General features: G+C 62.1%; 25 protein-coding genes. 6 read left to right on the forward strand and 19 right to left on the reverse strand.

Annotated elements, in window-relative coordinates:
- Positions 1-54: 54 nt before the first annotated feature.
- From AC07UC_RS26155 to rpoZ, 14 genes are all read right to left on the reverse strand, one after another.
- Positions 55-2,808: a DUF2339 domain-containing protein gene (locus AC07UC_RS26155; RefSeq protein WP_494907872.1), complete on the reverse strand. Its 2,754-nt coding sequence runs from the start codon at positions 2,806-2,808 to the stop codon at positions 55-57.
- A gap of 83 nt (positions 2,809-2,891) precedes the next feature.
- Positions 2,892-3,410, reverse strand: a complete 519-nt coding sequence (locus AC07UC_RS26160; RefSeq protein ID WP_140768526.1) for a PaaI family thioesterase — start codon at positions 3,408-3,410, stop codon at positions 2,892-2,894.
- Positions 3,407-4,168: a DNA repair protein RecO gene (recO, locus tag AC07UC_RS26165; protein ID WP_494907873.1), complete on the reverse strand. Its 762-nt coding sequence runs from the start codon at positions 4,166-4,168 to the stop codon at positions 3,407-3,409. Before recO ends, AC07UC_RS26160 begins: the two co-directional genes overlap by 4 nt.
- A gap of 133 nt (positions 4,169-4,301) precedes the next feature.
- On the reverse strand, positions 4,302-5,471 hold the full coding sequence (locus tag AC07UC_RS26170) for a porin (RefSeq protein ID WP_172351210.1): 1,170 nt from the start codon (positions 5,469-5,471) through the stop codon (positions 4,302-4,304).
- 596 nt (positions 5,472-6,067) lie between these two features.
- Complete coding sequence (locus AC07UC_RS26175) at positions 6,068-6,451, reverse strand: phosphotransferase (RefSeq protein WP_494907874.1); 384 nt, start codon at positions 6,449-6,451, stop codon at positions 6,068-6,070.
- A gap of 109 nt (positions 6,452-6,560) precedes the next feature.
- Entirely contained in the window at positions 6,561-7,493 is a 933-nt protein-coding gene (gene era / locus AC07UC_RS26180) for a GTPase Era (RefSeq protein ID WP_494907875.1), read from the reverse strand.
- Positions 7,478-8,191 (reverse strand): ribonuclease III, encoded by a 714-nt coding sequence (gene rnc / locus AC07UC_RS26185; protein ID WP_140768534.1) that lies wholly within the window; start codon positions 8,189-8,191, stop codon positions 7,478-7,480. Before rnc ends, era begins: the two co-directional genes overlap by 16 nt.
- Before the next feature lie 2 nt (positions 8,192-8,193).
- Positions 8,194-8,943: a signal peptidase I gene (gene lepB / locus AC07UC_RS26190; protein WP_140768536.1), complete on the reverse strand. Its 750-nt coding sequence runs from the start codon at positions 8,941-8,943 to the stop codon at positions 8,194-8,196.
- A gap of 77 nt (positions 8,944-9,020) precedes the next feature.
- Positions 9,021-9,434, reverse strand: a complete 414-nt coding sequence (gene acpS, locus AC07UC_RS26195; RefSeq protein WP_494907876.1) for a holo-ACP synthase — start codon at positions 9,432-9,434, stop codon at positions 9,021-9,023.
- Entirely contained in the window at positions 9,431-10,030 is a 600-nt protein-coding gene (locus tag AC07UC_RS26200; protein ID WP_140768540.1) for a DUF2062 domain-containing protein, read from the reverse strand. The genes acpS and AC07UC_RS26200 overlap by 4 nt, the downstream gene beginning before the upstream one ends.
- Positions 10,031-10,294: 264 nt before the next feature.
- Positions 10,295-10,696 (reverse strand): VOC family protein, encoded by a 402-nt coding sequence (locus AC07UC_RS26205; RefSeq protein WP_494907877.1) that lies wholly within the window; start codon positions 10,694-10,696, stop codon positions 10,295-10,297.
- Positions 10,697-10,857: 161 nt separating this feature from the next.
- A complete protein-coding gene (pyrE, locus tag AC07UC_RS26210) occupies positions 10,858-11,436 on the reverse strand; it encodes an orotate phosphoribosyltransferase (protein WP_140768544.1) in 579 nt (192 codons plus the stop codon).
- 63 nt (positions 11,437-11,499) lie between these two features.
- Positions 11,500-13,728, reverse strand: a complete 2,229-nt coding sequence (locus tag AC07UC_RS26215; RefSeq protein WP_056563445.1) for a RelA/SpoT family protein — start codon at positions 13,726-13,728, stop codon at positions 11,500-11,502.
- A 127-nt stretch (positions 13,729-13,855) separates the two neighbouring features.
- Positions 13,856-14,257 carry a DNA-directed RNA polymerase subunit omega gene (gene rpoZ / locus AC07UC_RS26220; protein ID WP_013896382.1) on the reverse strand — a complete coding sequence of 134 codons (402 nt, stop codon included), beginning with the start codon at positions 14,255-14,257 and terminating at the stop codon, positions 13,856-13,858.
- 323 nt (positions 14,258-14,580) lie between these two features.
- Here rpoZ and AC07UC_RS26225 point away from each other — a divergent pair, with 323 nt between their 5' ends.
- Both AC07UC_RS26225 and AC07UC_RS26230 read left to right on the forward strand, forming a co-directional pair.
- Positions 14,581-15,162, forward strand: a complete 582-nt coding sequence (locus AC07UC_RS26225) for a LabA-like NYN domain-containing protein (RefSeq protein WP_056563452.1) — start codon at positions 14,581-14,583, stop codon at positions 15,160-15,162.
- Between the two features lie 11 nt (positions 15,163-15,173).
- A complete protein-coding gene (locus AC07UC_RS26230; RefSeq protein ID WP_494907878.1) occupies positions 15,174-15,830 on the forward strand; it encodes a uracil-DNA glycosylase in 657 nt (218 codons plus the stop codon).
- 62 nt (positions 15,831-15,892) lie between these two features.
- Here AC07UC_RS26230 and AC07UC_RS26235 read toward each other — a convergent pair whose 3' ends face one another.
- On the reverse strand, positions 15,893-16,906 hold the full coding sequence (locus tag AC07UC_RS26235) for a zinc-binding alcohol dehydrogenase family protein (RefSeq protein ID WP_494907879.1): 1,014 nt from the start codon (positions 16,904-16,906) through the stop codon (positions 15,893-15,895).
- Positions 16,907-17,016: 110 nt separating this feature from the next.
- Between AC07UC_RS26235 and AC07UC_RS26240 the strand changes: the two genes are divergently transcribed.
- Positions 17,017-17,379: a winged helix-turn-helix transcriptional regulator gene (locus tag AC07UC_RS26240; RefSeq protein WP_494907880.1), complete on the forward strand. Its 363-nt coding sequence runs from the start codon at positions 17,017-17,019 to the stop codon at positions 17,377-17,379.
- Positions 17,380-17,406: 27 nt separating this feature from the next.
- Here AC07UC_RS26240 and AC07UC_RS26245 read toward each other — a convergent pair whose 3' ends face one another.
- Complete coding sequence (locus AC07UC_RS26245) at positions 17,407-17,880, reverse strand: Lrp/AsnC family transcriptional regulator (protein WP_140768552.1); 474 nt, start codon at positions 17,878-17,880, stop codon at positions 17,407-17,409.
- A 141-nt stretch (positions 17,881-18,021) separates the two neighbouring features.
- Between AC07UC_RS26245 and AC07UC_RS26250 the strand changes: the two genes are divergently transcribed.
- Positions 18,022-18,912, forward strand: coding sequence for a DMT family transporter (locus AC07UC_RS26250; protein WP_494907881.1), 891 nt, complete (start codon positions 18,022-18,024; stop codon positions 18,910-18,912).
- A 103-nt stretch (positions 18,913-19,015) separates the two neighbouring features.
- Here the strand turns inward: AC07UC_RS26250 and AC07UC_RS26255 are convergent, their stop codons facing one another.
- The 3 genes from AC07UC_RS26255 to dapA form a co-directional block, all read right to left on the reverse strand.
- On the reverse strand, positions 19,016-19,726 hold the full coding sequence (locus AC07UC_RS26255; protein ID WP_202323211.1) for a glycoside hydrolase family 25 protein: 711 nt from the start codon (positions 19,724-19,726) through the stop codon (positions 19,016-19,018).
- A gap of 243 nt (positions 19,727-19,969) precedes the next feature.
- Positions 19,970-20,449: an SsrA-binding protein SmpB gene (smpB, locus tag AC07UC_RS26260; RefSeq protein ID WP_006202221.1), complete on the reverse strand. Its 480-nt coding sequence runs from the start codon at positions 20,447-20,449 to the stop codon at positions 19,970-19,972.
- 25 nt (positions 20,450-20,474) lie between these two features.
- The gene (gene dapA, locus AC07UC_RS26265; protein WP_140769711.1) at positions 20,475-21,356 is read right to left on the reverse strand and encodes a 4-hydroxy-tetrahydrodipicolinate synthase; all 882 of its coding nucleotides are present in this window, start codon (positions 21,354-21,356) and stop codon (positions 20,475-20,477) included.
- Positions 21,357-21,657: 301 nt separating this feature from the next.
- Here dapA and AC07UC_RS26270 point away from each other — a divergent pair, with 301 nt between their 5' ends.
- Both AC07UC_RS26270 and AC07UC_RS26275 read left to right on the forward strand, forming a co-directional pair.
- Positions 21,658-23,688, forward strand: coding sequence for a lytic transglycosylase domain-containing protein (locus AC07UC_RS26270; protein WP_494907882.1), 2,031 nt, complete (start codon positions 21,658-21,660; stop codon positions 23,686-23,688).
- 244 nt (positions 23,689-23,932) lie between these two features.
- Entirely contained in the window at positions 23,933-24,820 is an 888-nt protein-coding gene (locus tag AC07UC_RS26275; protein ID WP_494907883.1) for an alpha/beta fold hydrolase, read from the forward strand.
- Positions 24,821-24,882 lie beyond the last annotated feature (62 nt).

Below are 24,882 nucleotides of genomic sequence, written 5' to 3' on the forward strand. Positions count from 1 at the left end.
CCACTGGCCGATTTATTCCCGGCTGGGCTGAAATCTTATTGTTCTTGCTTGCCTTTATCCATTTTCCTTCGCCGCCCTGGTCAAAAGCCGCTGGTAGAACAGGCCGATGCCGATCAGCACGGCGCCGAGGCCGATGAAGGACAGCGCCCTGAGCACGCCTTCCAACTCCGACATGTCGAAGAGGAAGACCTTCAGCACGGCAACCGCTATCAGCACGGCGGAGGCAATGCGAAGCACCTGCGATTTCAGCCAGACGCCGGCGGTGAGCAATGCCACGCCGATCACCAGCCAGAGCGCCGAATAGGTGTAGGTTTCCAGCTGGCCGAGCCCGCTCCACAGGCCGATGAACTCGCCCTTGAACAGGCGCCTTACCGAAAGCGTAGCGTAGGTGAAGGCAAGTACCGCCGCCACCAGCGCCAGCATTTGCGCGTACCATTTCGGTCGCTTGTCCCTGATGTAGAGCGCCAGCCCGCCGGCAGCGACCGCCGGCAGGAGATAGGCCAGGAACAACAGGTTGAAGACCGGGATCCGGCCTGTCGATTCGTCGGTGAATAATGGGTTCAGCACCACGAAATGCCGGATGACGATGAGGGCGACCGAAACCACCCCGGCGGCCATCGAACCATAGCGCAGCACCGAACTTGGCGAGCGCATATCGATGGCGACCAGGATGGCGCCGGCGCCGATGGCGATCAGTGTGTAGATCGCCTGTTCGGCGAGCGTCATCGCACCCGTATCGATGACGCCGCCATGCATGGCGTGACGCACCAGCATGGCGACAGTCAGCAGCGCAAACAGCGCCGCAGCCGCCTCCATGGCGAGGCGCGGCCGGCCATTGGTGGTGCGGGCGAGCTGCCAGGCGGCGAAGCCAGAGGCGAGCGCCGGTACGCCGTAGCCCGGCAGCAGCCAGTTGAACACCGGTGTCGTCGACAGGAATTCGGCGCCGACGATCGTCGGATCGAAGGCGACGCGGCCAAGCACGGCGATCACGGCGCCAACCGAAATCCAGCCGAGCACGGGATAAGAGCGCCAGCGCGTTGCCAGCGCAGGCACGATGGCCGCGGCACCGAGCAGAATGGTGGTCCAGCCGGAATCGAAAGCCATGTGCAGCATCAAGAGGCCGGCGACCGCCGCGCCGCTCAAGGAAAACGACACCGCCATGCCGCCCTTGAGTGGCGGCCCCTCGGCGCGCGCGATCCACTCGCCGCCGGCGGCGAAGACAACGACCAGCAGGGCTGCAGCGGCGGCATAGACAAAGTCGCGGTCGAGGTTGCCGAAGGTGAACCAGAGCGCCAGCAGGATGACCAGTGGCACGATGACACCCGATGCCGCCCAGGAGGCGGACCGCAACCAGGACGATGCCGCGAACTTGCGGGCGGCCCACAAGCCCGCGCCGATGAAGACCAGGCCCAGTGCAATGCCAATGCGCAGGGTCAGACCATTGGACGTGGCCAAGGGCAAGCCATCGACGCCGAGAGCGCCGGCCGAAAAGTCGGACGCGATCGAGGTTGGCGGGATGATGCCGAGATAGATCAGTACTGTCGCCAGCCCTGCGGCGTAAAGCAGCGGCAGCGCCAGCGGACGATAGAGCGCAACGGCCACCATTGCCGCGAGGATCGCGGCGCCCGGCAAGGCATAGCCTGCGGCGGCGAAGGCCGGGTCGACCGACAGGCCCAGCGCCGAGAAGGCAACGAACAGGCCAGGCACGATGGACGGCCAGTCAAAGGCCCTGGCGGTTTCGTCGCGATGGCCGCCGAGCCAGACAAAAGCGAGGATGGCCAGCGTGACGGCGTCGATGAACAGGATCGCGGACAGATTCACGCCCGGGGCATCCGTCATGTAGAGGATGGTCCAGATGCCGGTGCCGAAAAAGGCCGCCGCCATCAGCGCTTTCCAGTCGCGCATGCGAGCGATGACGCCGGTGGCGGCGAGCACTATGGCGAGATAGCCGAACAGCGCCCAGGGATTGGGCGCCTGGGAGGCGATCAGCACCGGCGTCACCATGGCGCCGACAAGGCCGATGCCGGCCAAAGCCTGGCCATGGACGAGAGCCCCAGCGATGGTGGCAACGCCGATGGCGCCGAGCAGCGTAAAGGCGAGCGCCGGGCCGATGAAGCCGTAAATGCCGTGGGCGGCATAGACGGTGCCGAACAGGATGAAGGCACCTGCCGCCGTCAGGATCGCCGGAATATAGGCGCCCGCAACACCTTGCACCGGCACCTTGAAGCCGGTGCGGCGAATGAATTCGCCGCCGGCGACCAGCACCAACCCGAGCACCGCTGCCATGGTGAGCCGCACGCCAGGGCCGAAAATGCCGGCCTCAATCGTGTAGCGGATCAGGAACAGGCCACCCAGTGCCAGCGCGATGCCGCCGACCCAGACGGCCCAGCGGGTGCCGAGCGCCGTCTCGATATCCGGCTTGCCGGGAGCCCTTGCCGCGACGGCCGGCTCGACAGGTTCAACTGCCTTCGGAGCCTCGCCCGCGGACCAGGGGCCGGACACGATCTCGCCTGGCGGAGATTCTGTCTCCGTGGTCGGTGTCCCTGCAGTCGGCGTCTCCGCTACCGCCGGCTCGCTTACCGCTGACGAGGCGATATCGGCCGCCGCTGCAGCCACCGGCACGGCGTCCGTCTTGCCATCGGTCGCGGCCTGCTCGGGCGGCTTGGCCACCGGCGGCACGACACCCGAAAGGACAAGGCTGCGCAGCGCGCCAAGCTCGCGCTCGATCAGACCGATACGGTTCTGCTGGCGCGAAATGATGACGAACAAGGCGATAATGGCGACAAGGCCAATCAGGCTCTCAAACATGGCGGTTCCCCCAAACCAGGCCAGTTTTCACTGACGTTTCATCTCACTGACATTCAAATACGGCGGCTAAACGGCTGGAAAACTCAACGTGCCGCCAGATTGGCGGCCGGAAATATCGAACATGTCTCCGTGCCGAAAGCCAGTAGCTTGCCGCCGGCATCCTTCAGCGTCGCTTCCGACACGGCAAGCGTGCGGCCCTTGTGGACCACCTTGCCTTCGCAGACCACCTCGCCGGTCCAGGGCGTGATCGGCCGCGTGAGATTCACCTTGAACTCCGCCGTCGAATAGGCCTCGCCTTTTTCAAGCAATGTCTGCACGGCGCAGCCCAATGCCGAATCGAGCAGCGTCGCCGCCCAGCCGCCATGCACGCTGCCCAGCGGATTGAGGTGACGCTCGCTCGGCATACCGCGAAAAACCGCCCGCCCCTCCGACACTTCGGTAAGGGCGAAATTCAACTGAAAGGAAATTGGCGGCGCCGGATATCCGCCGTCGATGATGCGCTGCAGCAGTTCCAGGCCTGTGTATTTCAGGATGTCGGCGTGCGGAATAGTGCCGAGGCCGAGCGGCGAGACCCGGCCCGGATACAGTTCGACTTCGGTCATGCTGCGTTGTCTCCGGCAATGGTCTTTCGCGTCGCATGGTGCTTGCGCAAGGCGGCGAGAAAGCCGGCGCGGGCATCGGGCTGTTCGATGGCACGCGGCTCGTAGACGTGGCGCGTGAAGAAAAACCCTGTCAGCCGGAAGGCATCCTCGACCGCCGCCGGATCAGCGCGCAGGCCGGAGCCGCGCTGCAGAAACGCCGGCAGCACCAGCATCTTGTCGCGCCAGGGCGCGCCGGCGTCGCGCGACACCGCGCGGCCCGACTTCGGCGAGACATAGGCAAGGTCCTGCCTCGTGCCGGTGGCGGCGCATTGGCTGAGATCGAGGCCGAAGCCGAGTTCATCAAGGATCAGAAGCTCGAAGCGCGCTACCAATTCTCCGGCGGCATCGGCATCGTCGAGATGGGCGATCATGACGGCGAGCGCTTCGTAAAGGCCGCCATGGGCGTCACGCTCGGGCAACAGGCGCAGATGCGTGGCCATGGTCTGCAGCCCGTAGACGGCGACGGCGCTGTCCATCAGCCGGGCGGCGTTCATTTCGATCGCCTCGACCTGGAACGTACCGAGATGTTCGTCAAGGCGCGCGCGCCATAAGAGATCAACGCGATTGCCGGGTTGGAGAACAGGTTGCTGCTTTCGCGAACGGCCGCCGCGAACGAGGCCGAGATAACGGCCATGCGCACGCGTCATCACCTCGAGAATGGCGCTGGTTTCGCCATGCCTGCGGGTGCCGAGAATGATTCCCTCGTCGCGCCATTCCATGCCCAGAGCTTTTCACCCGTTGAGTGGCGAAATCAAGATAGGGCTTTGTGCCCAGCAGACTGGCATCGGAATGCGCGCAAAAAACCGCCCGCAGCAATACGCTGCGGGCGGTCTGGTAAGGTCAGTCGATCGATTAGAAGTTGCGCTGGAAGCGGACGATGCCGCCGATGCCGTCCTTCTTGTCGGCCTTGGACCAGTTGCCGTAGACGGAGGGGTTGCCGTAATTGCCGTAGTGATCCCAGTCGACTTCGGTCGTGATCGTGAAGCCCGGAACGATGGTGTAGGCGACGTTCGCCGCAAGAGCGATGTTCTTGTCGTCGTCAGCCGAAGCCTGGACGTTGAACGAGGTCTTGTCGTTGAACTTGTAGGTGCCACCGCCCCAGACGGCCCAGTTGCCGCCCCAGGGCTTGTACTGAGTGCGGCCATGGATTTTGATGAAGTTGGCGGCGTCGTCCTTGGAATTGTCGTCTGTGCCGTAGCCGCCCATGACGAAGAGCGACAGTTCCTTGGTGACGTTGATATCCAGGCGAACCTTGCCGGACACTTCTTCATAGTTGCTGTCATAAGCGACGACGCCGGTGATCGCACCCCAATCGCCCTTGTACTTCAAGCCGCCGACGACATGCGGGACATAGCTGTCGATAGTGTTCACGCCAGTGCCTTCTTCGAGCGAGACCACGCCCGTGAAGCCGCTGCCAGCGTCGAAGTAGTACTGGACGACGTTGGTGTCCTTGATGCCATACGGGATGATCGTGTCCTGGATGACGTTGCCGGCGTAACCGATGAATGCATCGTATGCTGTTTCATCCTTACCGACGCGCAGGCCGCCGAGCTGGATCCAGGCGAAGTTCAGCGTTACCGCCTTGCTGACAGCCTGCCAGTCATCGGCGCTGCTAGCGTTTTGATTGGTATAGTCGCCGGACTTGTTGCCGAATTGAAAGCGGGTCTCGGTGAAGGTCTTCAACGTGCCGAGCTCGGTTTCCTGGCCGGTATAGGTCCGAAGCGCGAAACGCATGTTCTTGTAGTAGGTGTCGTGTCTATCGCCGTTCATGTGGTCCGGAACGTTGTTGACACCATCCAGCGTGCCGGAATCGCCGACGCCGATGTCATAGCGGAGATAGCCGCCGATGCGCAGGCAGGTCTCGGTGCCCGGGATGTAGAAGTAGCCGGCGCCGTAGACGTCGCAGATCTTGACGTATTCGGCCGGTTCCGGTTCGGCGACGACAACCGCGTCCGCGGCGCGAGCGCCGGAAACCGCGATCAGGGCCGCGGCTGAGCCGAGAAGGAGGCTCTTGATGTTCATTTTCTGACCTCTCCAGTCATAGTTTAAATGGCTTCGGATTTGTGGCTGGCGGATATGTTTTCCCGCCTCACCCCCACAACGAAAAGGCGCGCACCGCGTCCCCTTTTCGCGGCGAACATACCCATCAATCCTCCGCCTTCAATGACGGTTTTGGAAATAAAGGCGATTCTTCGAACAGATTAATGCCGTGTTGCACAAATAACACTGATATATATAACGACTGGCACAAATGGCACAACGTCATATATTCAATATATATTTTGATAGTTTCGCGGCTAACTATGCATTCAATACGAGATGTTTCCAATTAATGGCCTTAAAATGGCATTTTTTGGCTACTTGTCCTCAGAAATAACCATTACGTTGCGCTCAGGAGATGACAGGCTGGTGTCCTCCACCTCGCGATGACGCAGGGGAACTCCAACGCCGCCTGCAAGGTCGGCCAAATTTCGCGAAGACGGTCGAGACAGGCCGGCGCACGCTCCGGCGCTGTCGATTGTGACAGCCACCCCTCACCGTGAGCCTCTGCGGGACCACTTTTCAAACCAATGCGACAGATGCAGGCGGCAAGAAACAAGAGCGATGGCGGAATCAGATCAAGCTGAATTCCTGTAGTCGGCCAGCACTTCGCCGATCACGTGTCCGGATTTTTCGACTTCTGCCTGGTTGTTCGTATGGCCAGCGACCGTGATCAGCGCCTTCCATAGCGCCCAGCCACGCCCGCGTGCCCAGATCGCCTCATCAACGGCAAGACCGGTGCGGAAAACCTCCCTGCTCTCGCCCTCAAACAAGGTCCAGGCGATCGCCAGGTCGCAGGACAGATCGCCGACACCGATCACCGCGCTCAAACGATCCTTTTCGACAAGCAGGTCGCCCCAACTGACATCGCCATGGAACCAGACCGGTGCCCCGTGCCAGGTGGCGGCAAGGGCAGCCGCACGGTCATCTCGTCGCCAAGATGAAAGGTCCTGTTGTCCCATCCGCCAAGCTCAACCGGCCTGACCACAAGATCCTTCCACAAGGGGAATTGCGTGGCGACCAAACGGCGACCAGAGCCGTGTAGATGATGAGCCTGCTATCCATGGGCCGCTAGTGCGGGAATTCGAGACCCATCTCGCGGTAACGCTCGGGATCGTCGCCCCAGTTCTCGCGGACCTTCACGAACAGGAACAGATGCACCTTCTGCTCGAGGATGCCTGCAATCTCCATGCGTGCCGCCTGGCCGATGGCACGGATGGTCTCGCCCTTGTGGCCAAGCACGATCTTCTTCTGGCTGTCGCGCTCGACATAGATGGTCTGGTCGATGCGCACCGAGCCGTCCGGCTTCTCTTCCCATTTCTCGGTCTCGATATGCGAGGAATAGGGCAGCTCCTGATGCAGCCTGAGATAGAGTTTTTCGCGGGTGATCTCGGCTGCAAGCTGGCGCATCGGCAGATCGGAGATCTGGTCTTCCGGATAATACCAGGGGCCTGCGGGCAACGCCTGCGCCAGATAGTCGAGCAGGTCCTTGCAGCCAGAGCCGGTCAGTGCTGAGACCATGAAGGTGCGCTTGAAAGGCACTTTCTCGTTCGCGGCCGCAGACAGCGCCAGGAGCGTCTCATGCTTGACCCGGTCGACCTTGTTGAGGATCAGCGCCATCGGCTGGCGCACGTCCTTCAGCCTTTCGAGGATGGCGTCGGCATCGCCCCTGATGCCGCGCTCGGCGTCGATCAGCAGCAGAACGATATCGGCATCCTTGGCGCCGCCCCACGCGGTGGTCACCATCGCCGTGTCGAGGCGCCGCTTCGGCTTGAAGATACCCGGCGTGTCCACGAAGACGATCTGCGCGTTGTCGTGCGTGGCGATGCCGCGCACTATGGCGCGTGTCGTCTGCACCTTGTGCGTGACGATCGACACTTTGGCGCCGACCAACTGGTTGACCAGCGTCGACTTGCCTGCATTCGGCGCGCCGATCAGCGCGACGAAGCCGGAATGCGTGGCGGATGCTTCAGCAGTTTCAATATCGGTCATGCTGCGTTCCATACACCTTCGCGCAGCAGAAGGGCAGCCGCGGCGGCCTGCTCCGCTTCACGCTTGGAACGGCCGCTGCCTGTCGCCGGCTGAAACGCACCAACCCTGACGCTGACGGTGAACAACGGATCGTGGTCCGGCCCTTCGCGGCTGTCGATGTTGTAAGCCGGGACGGCACTCGCCGCCTGATGCGCCCATTCCTGCAATTCGGTCTTGGCGTCGCGGCGCGCGGCACCCGAAGCCTGCGAACGCGGTTGCCAGTATTTGTGGATGAAAGCGCGCGCCGCCTCCAGGCCGCCGTCGAGATAGAGCACGGCGATCAGTGATTCCAATGCGTCGGCGCGCAGATTGACGCGCTTGCGACCCTCGAGCCCGCGCACGTCGGATCCGGCGCGGACGAGGTCCGGCAACCCGATATGCTCGGCGATCTCGGAAAGTGCCTCGGCGTTGACCAGCGCGTTGAGCCGCAGTGACAACTCGCCTTCCGCCGCATCGGGAAAAGCAGCCAGCAGCATGTCGGCAACAACCAGACCAAGAACTCGATCGCCGAGAAATTCGAAACGCTCATAGTCCGTGCCGGCATTGGCGCCCCTGGCACTGGCATGGGTGAGCGCGCGCTGCAGACGCTGACGGTCGGCAAAGGCATGGCCCGTGCGTTCCACAAGCGCTTCGGCGAGCGCATCGGCGGTCAGCCGCTTCGCCGCTGCCATCCCTAGTTGACGAAATGAAACAGGCGCGAAGCGCGCATCAGCGACGGCCATTTCCAGATTTCGAGCGGGCTTGCCTTGCCGGCGATCGAGAAGAAGACAAGGTTGGCGCGGCCAACCAGATTCTCGGCGGGAACGTAGCCGACGGTGAAACGGCTGTCGGCGGAATTGTCCCTGTTGTCGCCCATCATGAAATAGTGGCCGGGCGGCACGTCGAATTCACGCGTGTTGTCGCCGATTGAATTCGGATTGAGGTCGAGCGTGTCGTAGCTGACGCCGTTGGGCAGCGTTTCCCGGTAGACATCGATCGGCTGAGGCATTTCGGTGATATCGGGATTGTCGATCTGGCCGGTCTTCACGCGCGGCACGCCGACGCCGTTGATGAACAGTTGGCCGTCCTTCATCTGGATCTTGTCACCAGGCAGGCCAACCACGCGCTTGATGTAATCGACGGACGGATCCGGCGGGAACTTGAACACCACCACATCGCCGCGCTTGGGCTCGGAGCCCCAGATACGGCCCGAGAAGAGGTCGGGACCGAAAGGCAGCGAATAGCGCGAATAGCCGTAGGACCATTTGGTGACGAACAGATAGTCGCCTTCCAGAAGCGTCGGCCGCATTGATCCCGACGGGATAGAAAAGGGCTGGAACAAGAGCGTGCGGATGACGAGCGCGAGCAAAAGCGCCTGGACGATGACGCTGACGGTTTCGCCAAGCCCGCCGGATTTCTTCTGGGATTTTTCAGCCACGCTCATGTCGTCCTCGATTGTGCGTTGGATGTATAGAGTCTCGGCGCGCGCTGGGCAACGTCAATGCCGGACGTCAGATGCAATCAATGTGGCGCTTCTTCGACGGGCAACGCCTCGATGATCACAAAGGCTTGAGCGAGCGGGAAATCATCCGTGATGGTGAGGTGGATCGCTGCCCGATGGCCTCGGGGAAGTATCTTTTGCAGTCGCGCCATCGCTCCGCCGGTCAGCGCCATCGTCGGCGCGCCGCTGGGCAGGTTGACGACACCCATGTCGCGCCAGAAGACGCCTTGCGCCAGACCGGTACCCAGCGCCTTGGCGCAAGCTTCCTTGGCGGCGAAGCGCTTGGCGTAGGAGGCGGCGCGCGCGCCGCGGTTCTCCGAGCGCGCCTGTTCGACCTCGGTGTAGATTCTCTGGATGAAGCGCTGACCATGACGCTCCAGCGATTTCTCGATGCGCCTGATATCGATCAGATCGCTGCCGATGCCGATGATCATCGGGCGGCTGAACCGATGCCTGCGCCGGGGTGGGCCGACTGCTCACGGCGGCTTGCACGCTCTGCCAGCCGCTTGCGCCTTTGCTCGCGGAAGACATTCATGCCCCAGCGCGTGACACCGTAGAACAAGAGGCCGAACACCAGCCCGAGCGGCACCGCGCCGATCAGCATGGGCTCCAGAACGGGATGCCACAGCTTCGCGAAGGAAAGCGTGTGCATCATCTCGCCCAGATGCGCCGGCGGACCATGCGCCGGCAGGCGATCGTGCAGGATGAGCTTGCCGGTTTCCCAGGATGCACCCCACAGAATGGGAAAAGTCAGCGGATTGCCAAAGAAAACAGCGCCGAGTGCCGCCGCCACCAGATTGCCGGCAATAACCCAACACAGAACGGCGGCAATGATGAAATGGAAGCCCACGGGAAAGAACGAGGCGAAGACACCAGCCGCCACCCCGGCGGCCACCGCATGCGGCGTGGCCTTCAGGCGCAGGATGCGCTTGGAAAAATACTGCAGCGAGCGCGAAAACGAACGGCGCGGCCACAAATAGGTGCGCACCCGCTCCAGGAGACCATCAGGCTTGCGGCGACGAAAAAGCACTCTCTTCCTATTCCCGATACTTTACAGCTTACATGCCGGCCGTCTCCAGCCGGGCTTCAACCGCCACATCTTGCGCTTTGCGGCCACTGAAAGGCAATCGCCACTTTGATATAGCGATACGCAACCCCGACAACAACCGAAGGCTGCCTGTACAGCGGCCGCGCCAGCATAATCTTTGGTAAGGTTCACCCTTCCAACACCGGACAATCACGGCGAATTTGAGAAGTGCCTTCGGCTTTTTGTCGCAGTCGAGTGCTTGAGATACTACCGCAGGTACCGGCTGACCTCGACAAGATTGCCGTCCGGGTCGCGGAAATAGACGGACATCATCGGGCCTCGCGCCCCGATGCGTTCGACCGGTCCTAGTTCAAGCACAACACCATCGGCTTCGAGACGGGCACGGATTTCGCCGAGCGGCAGTTCGGTGATCAGGCAGAAATCGCCTGAGCCCGGCGTCGGCGACTTCGCCTTGGGCTCAAAAGTGCGGCTGATCTCATGGACGTTGATCTTCTGGCCGCCAAACGCCAGCGCTGTCGGCCGGCCCGGCGCATCGATGCGCTCAAAGCCCAGCACGCGCTGGTAAAAGGCGCAGGTCGCCTCGAGCGAGGCCACGGTCAACACGAAATGATCGATACCGACGATCATCGCCAATTTGCTTTCATGCATATCGTCATTCCCAAACCGCCGGATACTTTTGGGCGACATGCATGTTTGTTTCATGCATGCCGTTGTCCCAAAACCGCTGCACACTTTTGGGCGACATGCATGTTTGTTTCATGCATGCCGTTGCCCCAAAACCGCTGCACACTTTTGGGCGACATGCACAGTCAAATGTTGCGGCTGCCGGGCTTGACCGCAGGTATCGCGGCAAGCTCCGGCGGCAGCCGGTCCGGCGGATAGGCCGGAACCTCATATTCGGCGAGCGCGATCAGCGGCACCCCGACATGGGTCTTCCCAGCCGAACGGTCGATGATGCAGGCCGCGGCCACCACCTCGGCGCCAAGTTCGCGCAGGCACTCGATGGTTTCGCGGATCGATAGGCCGGTGGTGACGATGTCCTCGACGATGACGACGCGCGCACCCCGAGCGATCTCGAAGCGGCGCAGGCGGAACTCGCCCCCTTCCCGCTCGACCCAGATCGCCGGCACGCCGAGATGACGTGAGGTCTCGTAAGCCGGGATCAGGCCGCCGATCGCCGGGCCGACGATATAGTCTATCTTGCCCGGCACCGCGGCGCGGATCTTCTCGGCCAGCGCCTTGCACAAGCGCTCGGTCTTGTCGGCATGCATGAACACCCGTGCCTTCTGCAGGAAGACCGGGCTGCGCAAGCCCGACGTCAGGATGAAATGCCCCTCCAGAACAGCGCCCGCCTCGCGGAAAATGCCCAGCACTTCATCGGTATTCATCTGTGTCCCTCTTGGATTGACCATGATCCCAAAGAACGGTTCCCCCGTTTCGGGATCATGGTTCTAGCCATTCACGCGCCGTGCATCGCTGACGCTGGAATTGTCCTTGAGCTGCGATAGCAGCCGGTTGAGATGCTTCAGATCCCAGACTTCGAGATCGATCAGCATTTCGGTGAAGTCAGGCGCGGTGCGCACCATCGACAACGTATGGATGTTGGCGTCGTTGGACGCGACGACCTGGGCTATATCGGCGAGAGACCCCGGGGCATTGATGGCGGTGACCGAGACACGCGCGGGGAACCGTTCCTTGGTGCGCTCGTCGATATCCCAGCGCACGTCGATCCAACGCTCTGGCTGGTCGTCGAAGGCCTGCAGGGCCGGCGACTGGATCGGATAGATGGTGATGCCGGTGCCCGGCTGGACGATGCCGACGATGCGGTCGCCGGGCACAGCACCCTCCGGCGCGAAGCGCACCGGCAGGTCGCCACGCACGCCTCGGATCGGCACAGCGCCGTCGCGTGGCTGGTCCTTGTCCTTGCGCGCCGCGCGGCCTGGAATCTGGAACAGCATGCCGGCGGCGTTGCGGATCTTCGACCAACCTTCCTCGCGCTGCTTGGGGGCCGCAGGCGTGACGCGCTCGTCCTTGTAGTCGGGGAAGACCGCCTTCATGACGTCGGTGGAGGCCAGTTCGCCACGACCGACGGACGCCAGCACGTCCTCGATATCCTTGCGCGCCAGTCGGTGCAGAACCGGCTTCAGGCTTTCCTTGGTGAAATTCTTGCCGGCCCGCTCGAAGGCGCGCTCCAGAATGCGCGCGCCGAGGCCCGAATACTGCTTGCGGATGGCGTTCTTGGTGGCACGACGGATGGCGGCGCGCGCCTTGCCGGTGACGACGACCGATTCCCACGCGGCCGGCGGCACCTGCGCCTTGGAGCGGATGATCTCGACCTCGTCGCCGTTCTTCAGCTCCGTCATCAGCGGCATGATGCGGCCATTGACCTTGGCGCCGACGCAGGTGTCACCGACATCGGTGTGCACGGCGTAGGCGAAGTCGATGGGCGTGGCGCCACGCGGCAAGGCGATCAGCATGCCCTTCGGCGTGAAGCAGAACACCTGGTCCTGGAACAGCTCCAGCTTGGTATTTTCGAGAAAGTCCTCTGGATTGTCGCCCTCGGCGAGCTGCTCGATGGTGCGCCGCAGCCAGGCATAGGCGTTGGTTTCCTTCGAGATCGCATGGCCGGCGCCGTTCGTCTTGCCGCCGGTGTCCTTGTAGATCGAATGCGCCGCGACGCCGTATTCGGCGATCTTGTTCATCTCGCGGGTGCGGATCTGCAGTTCGACGCGCTGGCGCGACGGCCCGACGATGGTGGTGTGGATTGAACGGTAGTCGTTCTGCTTTGGCGTCGAGATGTAGTCCTTGAAGCGGCCCGGCACCATCGACCATGTGGTGTGGATGGCGCCGAGCGCGCGATAGCAGTCCTCGACCGTATCGACGACGACGCGGAAGCCGAAAATATCGGACAGCTGCTCGAAGGACAGCGCCTTGGCCTCCATCTTGCGGAACACAGACCAAGGCTTCTTCTGCCGGCTCTTCACGCTGGCGTTGATGGCATGCTTTTCAAACAGCGCCGACAGCGCCTTTTCAATATCGGTCAGCACGCCCTTGTTGCGCTCGAAGATCTCGGCAAGCCGCGCGGTGACGGCGCGGTAGGCTTCCGGATTGATGAAGCGGAAGGCGATCTCCTCCAGCTCTTCGCGCATGCCTTGCATGCCCATGCGCCCGGCCAGCGGCGCGTAAATGTCCATCGTCTCCTCGGCGATGCGCAGGCGTTTGGCCTCGGGCATATGGTCGAGGGTGCGCATGTTGTGCAGCCGGTCGGCGAGCTTGACCAGCAGCACGCGGACATCTTCCGAAATCGCCAGCAGAAGCTTGCGCAGGTTTTCCGCCTGCTCGGCCTTCTTCGACACGAGATCAAGCTTCTTGAGCTTGGTCAGGCCCTCGACCAGCTTGCCCATTTCGGGACCGAACAGATCGTCGATCTCGGCCCGCGTCGCCGTGGTGTCCTCGATGGTGTCGTGCAGCAGGGCGACGGCGATCGTCGCCTCGTCCATGTGCATTTCGGTGAGGATGGCGGCGACTTCGAGCGGATGCGAGAAATAGGGATCGCCGGAAGCGCGCTTCTGGTGGCCATGCTTCTGCATGGCATAGACATAGGCCTTGTTGAGCAATGCCTCGTTGACGTCAGGCTTGTAGCGCTGGACGCGCTCGACAAGCTCATACTGACGCATCATGGGCGGAATCTCGCGGTGCTGAAATGATTGATGCGCCGCACTAGCGTACGGCGCACCTCATAGATAGCCACGAAACTGACTGGACGGAAGTGCCGGAAACGTATTCCGGGCAGTCCAGAGTGCTCGCTTAGTAGTCGTCGCTCTTTTCAGGCGGTACCAGACCCTCGATGCCGGCCAGCAGGTCTTCCTCAGTCATCCGATCGAACGTGACATTCTCCTCGGCGTCATCGGTGTCGGCGGCCGCAACGGCGCCGCCGGTCTGATCGGCGATCACCTCGCCATCGGCTTCGGGCTCGTCGACCTCGACATGCTTCTGGAGCGAATGGATCAGGTCTTCCTTGAGATCGTCGGGCGACAGCGTCTCGTCGGCGATCTCGCGCAAGGCGATGACCGGGTTCTTGTCGTTGTCGCGAGGAACGGTGATCTGCGCGCCCTGGCTGATCTGGCGAGCACGGTGGCCGGCCAAAAGCACCAGCTCGAAGCGGTTGTCGACCTTGTCGATGCAATCTTCAACGGTTACGCGGGCCATGGACTGCCCCTTTCATGCCTGGATTTAATGGAAAACAGGCGCGGTCCATAACCCGAACGCCGCCAAAATACAAGCATCATGGCATTGACGGGAGCATTGGGCACCCAATCCCCCGTTCAGACACCGGATTTGGCAAAACCGGGGCGCATCCTTGGTTCAGCGCCGCGATCACAATTGCTTGCATTGTGCCATCACGCCTTGGATTGCCCCCAAACTGGCGTTATCTCGGATGGCTAGGGTCAGCCGGTTTATTATGAGCCTGACCGATAGTCGCTACCGCATTTCGTTTAGACGGCCGCATTTTCGAAAAAGGACTATTTTCCATGTTCGACCCCCGTGAAAAGATCGCCCTCTTCATCGACGGTGCCAATCTCTACGCCACGTCGCGGGCGCTCGGCTTCGACATCGACTATCGCAAGCTGCTGTCCAGCTTCCAGAAGCGCGGCTATCTCTTGCGCGCCTATTATTACACGGCGCTGGTCGAGGATCAGGAATACTCCTCGATCCGCCCGCTGATCGACTGGCTCGACTATAACGGCTTCAAGGTGGTGACGAAGCCAGCCAAGGAATTCACCGACTCGACCGGTCGGCGCAAGATCAAAGGCAATATGGACATCGAGCTCACCGTCGATGCGCTTGAACTGGCCGACGTCGTCGACCACTATGTCATCTTTTCCGGCGATGGCGACTTCCGCACGCTCGTCGAGGCGCTGCAGCGGCGTGGGCGCAAGGTATCGATCGTCTCGACCATGGCCTCGCAGCCGCCGATGATCTCGGACGATCTGCGCCGCCAGGCCGACCACTTCATCGACCTGACTACGCTGAAGAACGAAGTCGGCCGTGATCCCTCCGAACGGCCGGTGCGCCGGCCCGAGCCGGCTGAAGTCGAAGAGGACGACTACTGAGGCCGGTCGCCTTGACCGCCCTCTCCCATGCCGAACCGAACCGCGACTGCCCGCTGTGCCCGCGGCTGCATGACTTCATTGCCGAATGGCGGCAGCGCGAGCCGTCCTGGTTCAACGCACCGGTGCCAACCTTCCTGCCACTGGGCGGCGAGGATACCGTCCAGCTTCTGATCGTCGGCCTGGCGCCTGGCCTGCGCGGCGCCAACCGTACCGGACGCCCCTTCACCGGCGACTATGCCGGCGACCTGCTCTACTCGACGCTGATCGCGCACGGCTTTGCACGCGGTGAATTCAAGGCACGGCCCGATGACGGGCTGGAGCTTGTCGGCACCGCGATCACCAATGCGGTGCGCTGCGTGCCGCCGGAGAACAAGCCGGTCGGCGCCGAGATTTCGACGTGCAGAACATTCCTGGTGCCGACCATCGCCCGCTTTCCGAAACTGCGCGCCGTTCTGGCGCTGGGATCGATCGCGCATCAGTCGACCGTGCGCGCGCTGGGCGGACGCGTCGCCGCCTATCCATTCAAACATGGCGGGCAGATGGAGGCTGGCCGTATCACGCTGTTTTCGAGCTATCATTGCTCGCGCTACAACACCAATACCGGCGTTTTGACGGAAGCCATGTTCGTCAATGTATTCAGCCAGATCGCGACGTTCCTGCGAACATGACGCCGTACTATTCTTGACGCAATTCCCAAGGGAAAGCGCTACGCGCCTTTCCCGGAATTGCTCTAAAACCCCTCCAGCACGATCTTGCCCTTGGCCGTGCCGGTCTCGATCAGCGCATGGGCGCGCTTCAGATTGGCGGCGTTGATACGGCCGAATGTTTCGCCCAACGTCGTGCGGATGATGCCGGCGTCGACAAGGCGTGACAGTTCGTTGAGATGCTCGCCTTGCAAGGCCATGTCCTGCGTCTCGAACAGCGAGCGCGTGAACATCAGCTCCCAATGGACCGAAACGCTCTTGCGCTTGAACGGATTGATATCGAGCGTCTGGGGATCGTCGATCAACCCGAACCGGCCCTGCGGAGCGATCAATTCGGCAATCTCGGCCAGGTGCCGGTCGGTATTGGTTGTTGAGAACACAAAGGCTGGTGCGCCGATGCCCAGCGCGGCGACTTCGGCGGCCAGCGGCCTGGAATGATCGACGACATGATGGGCGCCAAGCCCAAGCACCCAGTCGCGTGTTTCAGGCCTCGATGCAGTGGCCACCACCGTCAGATCGGTCAGTTGGCGTGCAAGCTGGACCGCGATCGAGCCGACGCCGCCAGCGCCGCCGATGATGACGATGGCATTCGCGGCGCCCATGACGGGCTTCTTCACGTCAAGACGGTCGAACAGCGCCTCAAAGGCGGTGATCGCCGTCAACGGCAGCGCGGCAGCCTGCGCATAGTCGAGCGAGCCAGGCTTGCGGCCGACAAGGCGCTCATCGACAAGGTGGAATTCGGCATTGGTGCCTTGCGGCGCGAGCGCACCGGAATAGAAGACGTCGTCACCGGACTTGAACAGGCTGACATCCGGACCTGTTGCAGCGACCCGACCGGCGGCATCCCAACCAAGCACCCGCCAGGTTCCAGCTTCGGGTTTGGCGCTTCGCCTTACCTTGGTGTCGACCGGATTGACCGAGATCGCCTTCACCTCGACCAGCAGTTGACGGCCTTTCGGCTCCGGCTTGGGCAGGTCGATATCGACGAGGGACGCCTCATCGGTGATGGGAGCTGGGATCTGATACCCGACGGCGCGCATTTTTATCTCCGCGATTGCTGTTGAGCTTTGTCTGGGGCAGAGATGCGGACTATGCGCGCCAAGCGCAAGAATGCACATATAAAGCACATAGTGTCGAAAAGGATACCGTCATGCCGCGCATTCGCCATGAGCGATTCGATTGCAGCCCCGGCTGCACCGTGGAGGGAACGCTCCGCTATATCGACGGAAAGTGGAAGGGCGTCGTGCTCTACCATCTGTTCGAGGGCACGCTGCGCTTCAACGAGATACGCCGGCGCATTCCCAATTGCACGCCGCGCATGCTGACCAACCAGCTGCGCGAACTGGAAGCCGATGGGCTGATCGCCCGCAAGATCTATCCGGAAGTGCCGCCGAAGGTGGAATACAGCCTGACCCCGCGCGGCAGAAGCCTGGAGCCGGTCATCACAGCCCTGAAAGTGTGGGGCGATGCGAATGTGACGCTGGCGCCGGAGGTATCGCGGGCGGCGGCTTGAAGTGGTGGCGGCAGGGACTGACGGAATTCATACCGGCAGCAGGGCATCCGGTTTCACGTCGCCGATCGACGCATAGGTGTGTGTCTCCTTCACTCCAGGCAATGGCAGGATCACGCGTTTGAGAAAGTCCTGATAGTCGGCCATCTCGGCAATGCGAGCCTTCACCAGATAGTCGAAACCGCCGACGACCATGTGGCATTCCAGAACCTCGGGCGCCTTTGCCACCGCCTCGGCGAAGCGGTCGAAGATATGGGGAGCCGTATGATCCAGCCGCACCTCGATGAAGACGAGCGTGCCGCGGCCAATCTTTGCCGGATTGAGCACCGCCCTGACGGCAGTGATGAACCCGTCGCGGAACAGTCGTTTCACGCGCTGGCTGGTACCGGTCGGCGACAGGCCGACGCGCACTGCCAGATCAAGCGTGGTGCGACGTCCATCTTCCTGCAGCAACCGCAGGAGACCGCGATCGATGGCGTCAAGATCATCTGATTCTGAATTCACTTTTTAACCGGCATATTTGCGTGAATTGCACTCAACTCTTCCAAAATGAGCGTATTTTACCACAGGATCTTCGGCAATAGCCTGTGTTTATGCCGCAACGCCTTATCTATCCAGCGGCGGTGTCGTTGTGGGTGACTGGACGTGGCACAGAGCACGGGAAGCGCAAGGTTGGCGATAGTCGCCGGGCTGACCATGATCGGCATCTATGCCGTTCAATTCGTCGCGGCCCGCTTCAGCCTGAGAGAGCATCTGACGGTGACCGACATGGTCGTCTTGCGCTTTGCAGGTGCGGGTGCTGCCTTCCTACCGCTCGTCTGGCGAAGCGGCTTCGCCCGAATAAGGGCATTGGGCTGGAGGCGGGCACTGGCATTGGCGGCGCTGGCGGGATTGCCTTATCCGCTGATCATCAATTGGGGCCTCACCTATGCGCCTGCCGTCCATGGGGCGGCGCTTTGCCCTGCCTCGATCGTCTTCTTCTCGTTCCTGCTGTCGATCTTCCAGGAACGCGCTTCGCACCAACGGACCATCGGGGTCGCCACCATAATCGTTGGGCTGTTGCTGTTCATCGCGCCGGCACGCGGCAGCTATGAGGTTCTCCTCGGCGATCTGCTGTTCGTTGGATCGGGCCTCATGTTTTCGGCCTATGCAACGCTTGTGCGGCAATGGCGTATCGATCCGGTCACGGCCACCGCCGCCGTCGTACTACTTCTGTCTTGCCTGCCATTGCCGTTTCTCGCCCTCTTCGCGCCGAGCGGCTTGCATGCCGCGGCAGGCGCCGAGATCGTCGGCCAGGTCATTATCCAGGGGCTTCTTGCCGGTGCGGCCGCCATGTTCCTCTACACTTATATCGTTGGCCAACTCGGGTCGCAGGCGGCGTCGCTGTTCATGCCGGGCGTACCGATCGCCACGGTGGTGGTCGGCATGGTCGTGCTCGGCGAAACACCAACCCCGATCCAATTCGCGGCAGTCGCGATCATGGCCGCAGGGATGGGTTTTTCAGCGATGGCAAGACGCGCTGTAAGGGCGGTCTGACGATGCCGATCGCAGCCGGATCATCAATGCACACAAGAGCATAGCCCGGTTTGTGAAGAAACCGATTCGGACGCGCGATCGCGATCGCTTCGGCCGCAAGGCCTCAATGCGCTGATGCAAGCAGCGCCGCCAATTTCTCCGACCCGCCCTGCAAAACGTTCAGGTCGACGTCACCCTGGATGCCATCCACACGCCCCCTGTTGTGATACTGCCAATAGATCCAGTCGTGGCGGTCCGGTTCCATCAACAGTGAGCGAAGCCACAGCGGGCGCGCGGCGATCTGCCCGGCATAGGCGGCCTCGGCCTCATCGGTCAGATAAACGATCGCCGTCTTGCCGAACGCCGCCTCGACAGGTCCAAGGAAAGCCTGGAGTTCGGCATTCAATTGTTCGGGCGATGGACGCTGCGGACAGTTGCCGCCGAACTCGATATCGACGACCGGAGGCAGCAAGGGCTGATCCTGCGGCACGACCGAGATGAAATTCTTCGCCTGGTCGGCGCCGGGGCGGCAGAAGGTGAAGAAATGATAGGCGCCGACGGCGAGGCCAGCCGCGCGAGCCTCACGCAGATTGGTGGCAAAGGCACGATCGACGTGATCGCCACCTTCGGTCGCCTTGATGATGGCGAAGGCGACATCGTCGGCGGCAACGCGCCGCCAGTCGATTTCGCCCTGATGGTGGGAAACGTCGATGCCTCTGACTGGATATCTGCCACGGTCCGGGGAGTATGTGTGGAAATAGACGAAGCCACCGGCGGCGACGAGCGCAGCAAAGACCAGGCTGACCGTCCCCCAGAGGATTATCCGGTTCTTCAAGACGACCCTCTCTCTGGTATTTTCTGGCTCCGTGTGTTCGAAACTTGAAAGCCAAACGGTTGGCTTTTCTAGGGCTACCGCCCGATACCCCGCCCTTCGCTATGGCTCCCTGCCCTTCGGGCGTTCAGCCCCTTAAAAAGGTCCACTGGACCTTTTGATCCGCCCGAAGGCGGACCGGGCCTTCACCGTTCGTCGCGCGAAAAGCCAAATCGTTGGCTTTTCGCCCGCTTCGCGGACCGCTCCTTACCCACGCTCCTTCAAGAGCCGGCCCTTCTCGCGTGACCAGTCGCGCTGCTTTTCGGTCTCACGCTTGTCGTGCAGCTTCTTGCCGCGACCGACGGCGAGCAGCAGCTTGGCGCGGCCCTGATCGTTGAAATAGATCTTTAGCGGCACCAGGGTCATCCCTTCGCGGTCCACGCTCTGCGACAGCTTGGCCATCTCGCGCTTGTTCAGCAGGAGTTTGCGGCGCCTCCGGGGCTCGTGATTGAAGCGGTTGGCCTGCAGATATTCCGGCAGATAGGAATTGATCAGCCAGATCTCGCCGCCTTCGACCGAGGCGTAGCTGTCCTGGATGTTTGCCTGGCCCTGGCGCAGCGACTTGACCTCGGTGCCGGTCAGCACCAAGCCGGCCTCGATCGTGTCGAGAACCTCATAGGAAAACCGCGCCTTGCGGTTCTCCGCAACGGTCTTGTTGTTGGGATCGGCTTTTCTGACTTGATTCATGATGTGGAGAGGTGGCGCCTCATCCTCAATTAATCAAGCCGGCGTGCTTCATGGCCGCATCGATCTTTGCCGCGGTCGACTCCTCGACCGTGACCAGCGGCGAACGCAGCACGTTCTCGACCTTGCCGAGCTTCGACAGCGCGTATTTGGCGCCGGACACGCCGGGCTCCAGGAAGATCGCCTTGTGTAGCGGCAATAGACGATCCTGCAACTCAAGCGCCTTTGCACTGTCGCCGGACAGCGTCGCTTCCTGGAATTCGGCGCACAGCCGCGGCGCGACATTCGACGTCACCGAGATGCAGCCGACACCGCCATGGGCGTTGAACCCGAGCGCCGAAGCATCCTCGCCGGACAGCTGGATGAAATCCTTGCCGCAGGTCATGCGCTGCTCGGAAACACGCTCGACCTTGCCGGTGGCATCCTTGACGCCGACGATGTTCTTGAAGTCGTGCGCCAGCCGGCCCATCGTCTCGGGCATCATGTCGATCACCGAGCGCGGCGGGATGTTGTAGATGATGATCGGCAGCTTGGTCGCCCTGGCGACGGCGGCGAAGTGCTCGTAGAGGCCGCGCTGTGTCGGCCTGTTGTAATAGGGTGTGACGACCAGGGCGGCATCGGCACCGGCCTTCTCGGCATATTGCACAAGCCCGACCGCTTCCGCGGTGTTGTTGGAACCGGCGCCGGCGACGACCGGAGCGCGGCCTTTGGCGACCTCGATGCAGACCTTGACGACATGGCGATGCTCATCATGCGACAGGGTCGGCGACTCGCCGGTCGTGCCCACCGGAACCAGGCCCGTCGTGCCTTCCGCGAGCTGCCATTCGACAAATGCGCGAAAGGCTTTCTCGTCGAAACGCCCGCTCTTTTCGAACGGTGTCACGAGCGCAGTAAGCGAGCCTCTCAGCATGTCGTCCAACTCCTTGGGACTTGTTTGTTTGTGCATGTCGTTGTCCCAAAACCGGTATCCACTTTTGGGCGACATGCATCGGTGCTTTGTCGATCAGTTGTCGTGCGCGCCTTCTAGCCGAAAGCGAAGCGGCGCACCATAGTCTCGACATGGTTGCGCGGCAAGCATTGCCATGGTGCCAGCAAGCGCAATTCGAACGGCCTCGATAACTCTTTGTTTACGAGCCCTTCACGACCTAAGTTTAGGCTTCGAGGCTTCTTCGCCTTCTGATAAAATGCTGGATTAGGAAAGACACGAGATCATGCCGGCCAGTCGGCCCCACCTCTTCGCGCTGCTTGGCGCCATCGCCGCGCTGATGCCCGGTGTGGCGATCAGCGGCAGCGTCGATGTGCAGGTCACCTCGGCGATCCCGATGCCCAGCCCGCAGGACGGGGCGCAGCAGGCGCCCTCACCCAGCGTCGCTATGTTGAAGAGCGGGTTGGACGCACTGGCGGCCGGCGATATTCCAGGCGCCCGCGGTGTGCGCGACGCGCTTCCGGCTCAATCGCTCGACCAGCATATTCTGGCTTGGGCGATCGCCCTTTACGGCGGCGACAAGGTTCCGAGCGGCGATATCGCCGCGGCCGCGAGGATGCTGCCCAACTGGCCGGGCACCGTCGCCTTGCGCAAGAACAGCGAGCGCGCGCTCTATCGGGAAAACCCCGCCCCCGGCATCGTCATTGCGGCCTTCGAGGGCAGCCAGCCGCAAACATTCGAAGGCGTCATGGTTCTCGCTCGCGCCTATGTGGCGGCGGGCAACGTCAAGGCGGCACGATCGGTGCTGTCGCCGTTCTGGCGCACCGCGATCCTGGAAGCCAAGGACGAGACGGTGCTGATCAAGGAGTTCGGCGGCCTGATCCCTGCCGCCGACCACCGTTTTCGCATGGATCGTATGTTCTATGCCGATCGGGTGAACTCCGCCCTGCGGATTGCCGGCCTTGCCGGCGCCCAGCAGTTCGCCGACGCCTGGGCTGCGGCCGACAGAGGCGACAAGAATGCGCTGAAACTGCTGAAGGCAGTGCCGGCATCCCAGCGTTCGGCCGGCTATTTCTTCGCCCAGGCCGAATATCTGCGCAAGCAGGAAGACTTTGCCGGCGCCGCCGCCGTTGTGATGAAGGCGCCGACGGACCGCGAGGCTTTGGTCGATCCGGACGCCTGGTGGGTCGAACGCCGTGTGCTGTCGCGCGAACTGGTCGACCAGGGCGACATGAAGACGGCTTACCGGATCGTCGCCACGCATGCCGCCGAAAGCGCGGCCAATGCGGCCGAGGCCGAGTTCCACGCCGGCTGGTATGCGCTGCGCGGCCTCAACGATCCCAAGCTTGCCGCGACACATTTTTCGCGCATCGCAGAGCTCGCGCAGGGGCCGATGACATTGTCGCGCGCCTATTACTGGCTCGGTCGTGCGGCGGAAGTCGGCGGGCCGGGCAATGCCAAGGACTATTTTGGGCGTGCGGCTGCCTATGGCACGACCTTTTACGGCCAGCTTGCCGCCGAACGCGTCGGCCGGCAGGCACTCAATATCGTCTATCCCCAGCCGAGCGCTGCAGACCGGCAGAACTTTGCCGGCCGCGAGGCCGTCAGCGCCATCAAACGCCTGCAGGAGGCAGGCTACGACCGCTATGCCGAAACGCTCTATCGCGACCTTGCCGGGCAGTTGACCAGCCCTGGTGAACTGGCGCTGCTCGCGGTCCTTGCCGAGAAGCAGGGCAACCATTTCATGGCGCTGAAAGTCGGCAAGATCGCCGGCGCGCGCGGCATCGATGTCGGCGCGCTGTCGCATCCGCTCGGCGTCATCCCTGATTCGGCCAATATTTCCGGCTCGGGCAAGGCGCTGGCCTATGCAATCGCGCGCCAGGAAAGCGAATTCAACATCGGTGCCGTATCAAGCGCCGGCGCACGCGGGCTGCTGCAGCTGATGCCGGGAACCGCCAAGCAACTGGCGAAGAAGGCCGGATTGCAGTTTTCCCAGGCACGGCTGACCACCGACGCCGGCTACAATGCCACGCTCGGTTCAGCGTTCCTTGGTGAACAGCTCGACCGCTTCAACGGCTCCTATGTGCTGACCTTCGCCGGCTACAATGCCGGCCCCAACCGGGCCAGCCAGTGGATGGCGAAATACGGCGACCCGCGTGGCAAGGACATCGATGCGGTGGTGGACTGGATCGAGCGGATTCCCTACACGGAAACAAGAAGTTACGTGCAGCGCGTGATGGAGAATTACGAAGTCTACAAGATGCGTATTTCCGGAAAATACGACATCGTCGGCGACCTCGTGAACGGGCGCAGCTGAGGGCTCGACAGGCCCTTTCACCAAAGCTGCCGATCGCTCGATGGACTGCGGGCCAGAGGGGTGGGAAGATGTCCAGTCCTTTGAATGGTCCTATCCCGGGGAATGACGGGACAGCCCTCCCTTGCCAAGGCATCTCTGCCGCAGGAGGAGATCGGGAACTTCAGTCTCGCCTTCTATTTGACCGCTCCCACTCTCACCTGTAGCAGTCCGAGACGATCCCGCGGCAAGAAGGTGGCATGTCCAGATGCCTGGTACCGAAGGCTTTTCCGACTTCTTCTACGCCGCGCCGGATGGGCTGAGACTTCATGCGCGCGTCTATGGCGAGGCGAATTCCGGACATTGGCCGGTCGTCTGCTTGCCTGGCCTGACCCGCAACGCACGAGATTTTCATGAGTTGGCGCAGCACCTTTCGACGGGCTCGAATCCGCGCAAGGTGGTTGCCTTCGACTATCGCGGGCGCGGACAATCAGCCTACGACCCCGATGTCAGCCACTATAATGTCGGCGTCGAGGCCAGCGACATCCTTGCCGGTCTGTCCGCACTCGGTATCGAGGAGGCAGCTTTCATCGGCACCTCACGCGGCGGGCTGATCATCCATGTGCTCGGCGCCCTGCGGCCGGGAGTGCTCAAAGCCATTGTTCTCAATGATATCGGGCCTGTGATCGAGCCGGCCGGCCTCGCCCATATCCAGTCCTATCTCGAACGCGCGCCGAAGCCGAAGACTTTCACTGAAGTGGTGAATGTCCAACGCCATGTTCATGGCCAGGACTTTCCCGCACTCACCGACGCCGACTGGGCTCGGATGGTGGGAGCGCTCTACCGTGAGACGGGTCAAGGGCTGTTGCCGGATTTTGACCCGAAGCTGGTCGACACGGTTGCAAGTCTCGACCTGTCGCAGCCATTGCCGGCGCTCTGGCCGCAGTTCGACGCGTTGGCGGCCATTCCCTTGCTCACTGTCCGCGGCGCCAATTCAAGATTGCTGTCGACCCAAACGCTGGATGAGATGCGAAAGCGCCATCCTGGCACCGAGACGATCACCGTCACGGGTCAGGGTCACGCACCATTCCTCGAAACCGGCAGTCTGCCTGGCGATATAGCGGCCTTTCTTGATCGGGCTGAGCGCCAAGATTGAACAAAGTAAACTCCAAGACCAGATCTGGTCCTGAGGCCACAGCAGCAGTATAGCCGCGCCGG

The sequence above is a fragment of the Mesorhizobium sp. GW821-FHT04C10 genome, assembly GCF_059420305.1.

Excerpts from the sequence above, each read along its gene's own strand:
- AC07UC_RS26240 (WP_494907880.1), top strand. The coding sequence starts at position 17,017 with ATGCCGCGCATTCGCCATGAGCGATTCGATTGCAGCCCCGGCTGCACC.
- lepB (WP_140768536.1), bottom strand. The coding sequence starts at position 8,943 with ATGAGCGTGGCTGAAAAATCCCAGAAGAAATCCGGCGGGCTTGGCGAA.
- AC07UC_RS26275 (WP_494907883.1), top strand. The coding sequence starts at position 23,933 with ATGCCTGGTACCGAAGGCTTTTCCGACTTCTTCTACGCCGCGCCGGAT.
- acpS (WP_494907876.1), bottom strand. The coding sequence starts at position 9,434 with ATGATCATCGGCATCGGCAGCGATCTGATCGATATCAGGCGCATCGAG.
- AC07UC_RS26270 (WP_494907882.1), top strand. The coding sequence starts at position 21,658 with ATGCCGGCCAGTCGGCCCCACCTCTTCGCGCTGCTTGGCGCCATCGCC.
- AC07UC_RS26235 (WP_494907879.1), bottom strand. The coding sequence starts at position 16,906 with ATGCGCGCCGTCGGGTATCAGATCCCAGCTCCCATCACCGATGAGGCG.
- AC07UC_RS26155 (WP_494907872.1), bottom strand. The coding sequence starts at position 2,808 with ATGTTTGAGAGCCTGATTGGCCTTGTCGCCATTATCGCCTTGTTCGTC.
- AC07UC_RS26175 (WP_494907874.1), bottom strand. The coding sequence starts at position 6,451 with ATGGGACAACAGGACCTTTCATCTTGGCGACGAGATGACCGTGCGGCT.
- recO (WP_494907873.1), bottom strand. The coding sequence starts at position 4,168 with ATGGAATGGCGCGACGAGGGAATCATTCTCGGCACCCGCAGGCATGGC.
- dapA (WP_140769711.1), bottom strand. The coding sequence starts at position 21,356 with ATGCTGAGAGGCTCGCTTACTGCGCTCGTGACACCGTTCGAAAAGAGC.
- smpB (WP_006202221.1), bottom strand. The coding sequence starts at position 20,449 with ATGAATCAAGTCAGAAAAGCCGATCCCAACAACAAGACCGTTGCGGAG.
- AC07UC_RS26215 (WP_056563445.1), bottom strand. The coding sequence starts at position 13,728 with ATGATGCGTCAGTATGAGCTTGTCGAGCGCGTCCAGCGCTACAAGCCT.
- rnc (WP_140768534.1), bottom strand. The coding sequence starts at position 8,191 with ATGGCAGCGGCGAAGCGGCTGACCGCCGATGCGCTCGCCGAAGCGCTT.
- AC07UC_RS26225 (WP_056563452.1), top strand. The coding sequence starts at position 14,581 with ATGTTCGACCCCCGTGAAAAGATCGCCCTCTTCATCGACGGTGCCAAT.
- AC07UC_RS26160 (WP_140768526.1), bottom strand. The coding sequence starts at position 3,410 with ATGACCGAAGTCGAACTGTATCCGGGCCGGGTCTCGCCGCTCGGCCTC.
- era (WP_494907875.1), bottom strand. The coding sequence starts at position 7,493 with ATGGAACGCAGCATGACCGATATTGAAACTGCTGAAGCATCCGCCACG.
- rpoZ (WP_013896382.1), bottom strand. The coding sequence starts at position 14,257 with ATGGCCCGCGTAACCGTTGAAGATTGCATCGACAAGGTCGACAACCGC.
- pyrE (WP_140768544.1), bottom strand. The coding sequence starts at position 11,436 with ATGAATACCGATGAAGTGCTGGGCATTTTCCGCGAGGCGGGCGCTGTT.
- AC07UC_RS26170 (WP_172351210.1), bottom strand. The coding sequence starts at position 5,471 with ATGAACATCAAGAGCCTCCTTCTCGGCTCAGCCGCGGCCCTGATCGCG.
- AC07UC_RS26205 (WP_494907877.1), bottom strand. The coding sequence starts at position 10,696 with ATGCATGAAAGCAAATTGGCGATGATCGTCGGTATCGATCATTTCGTG.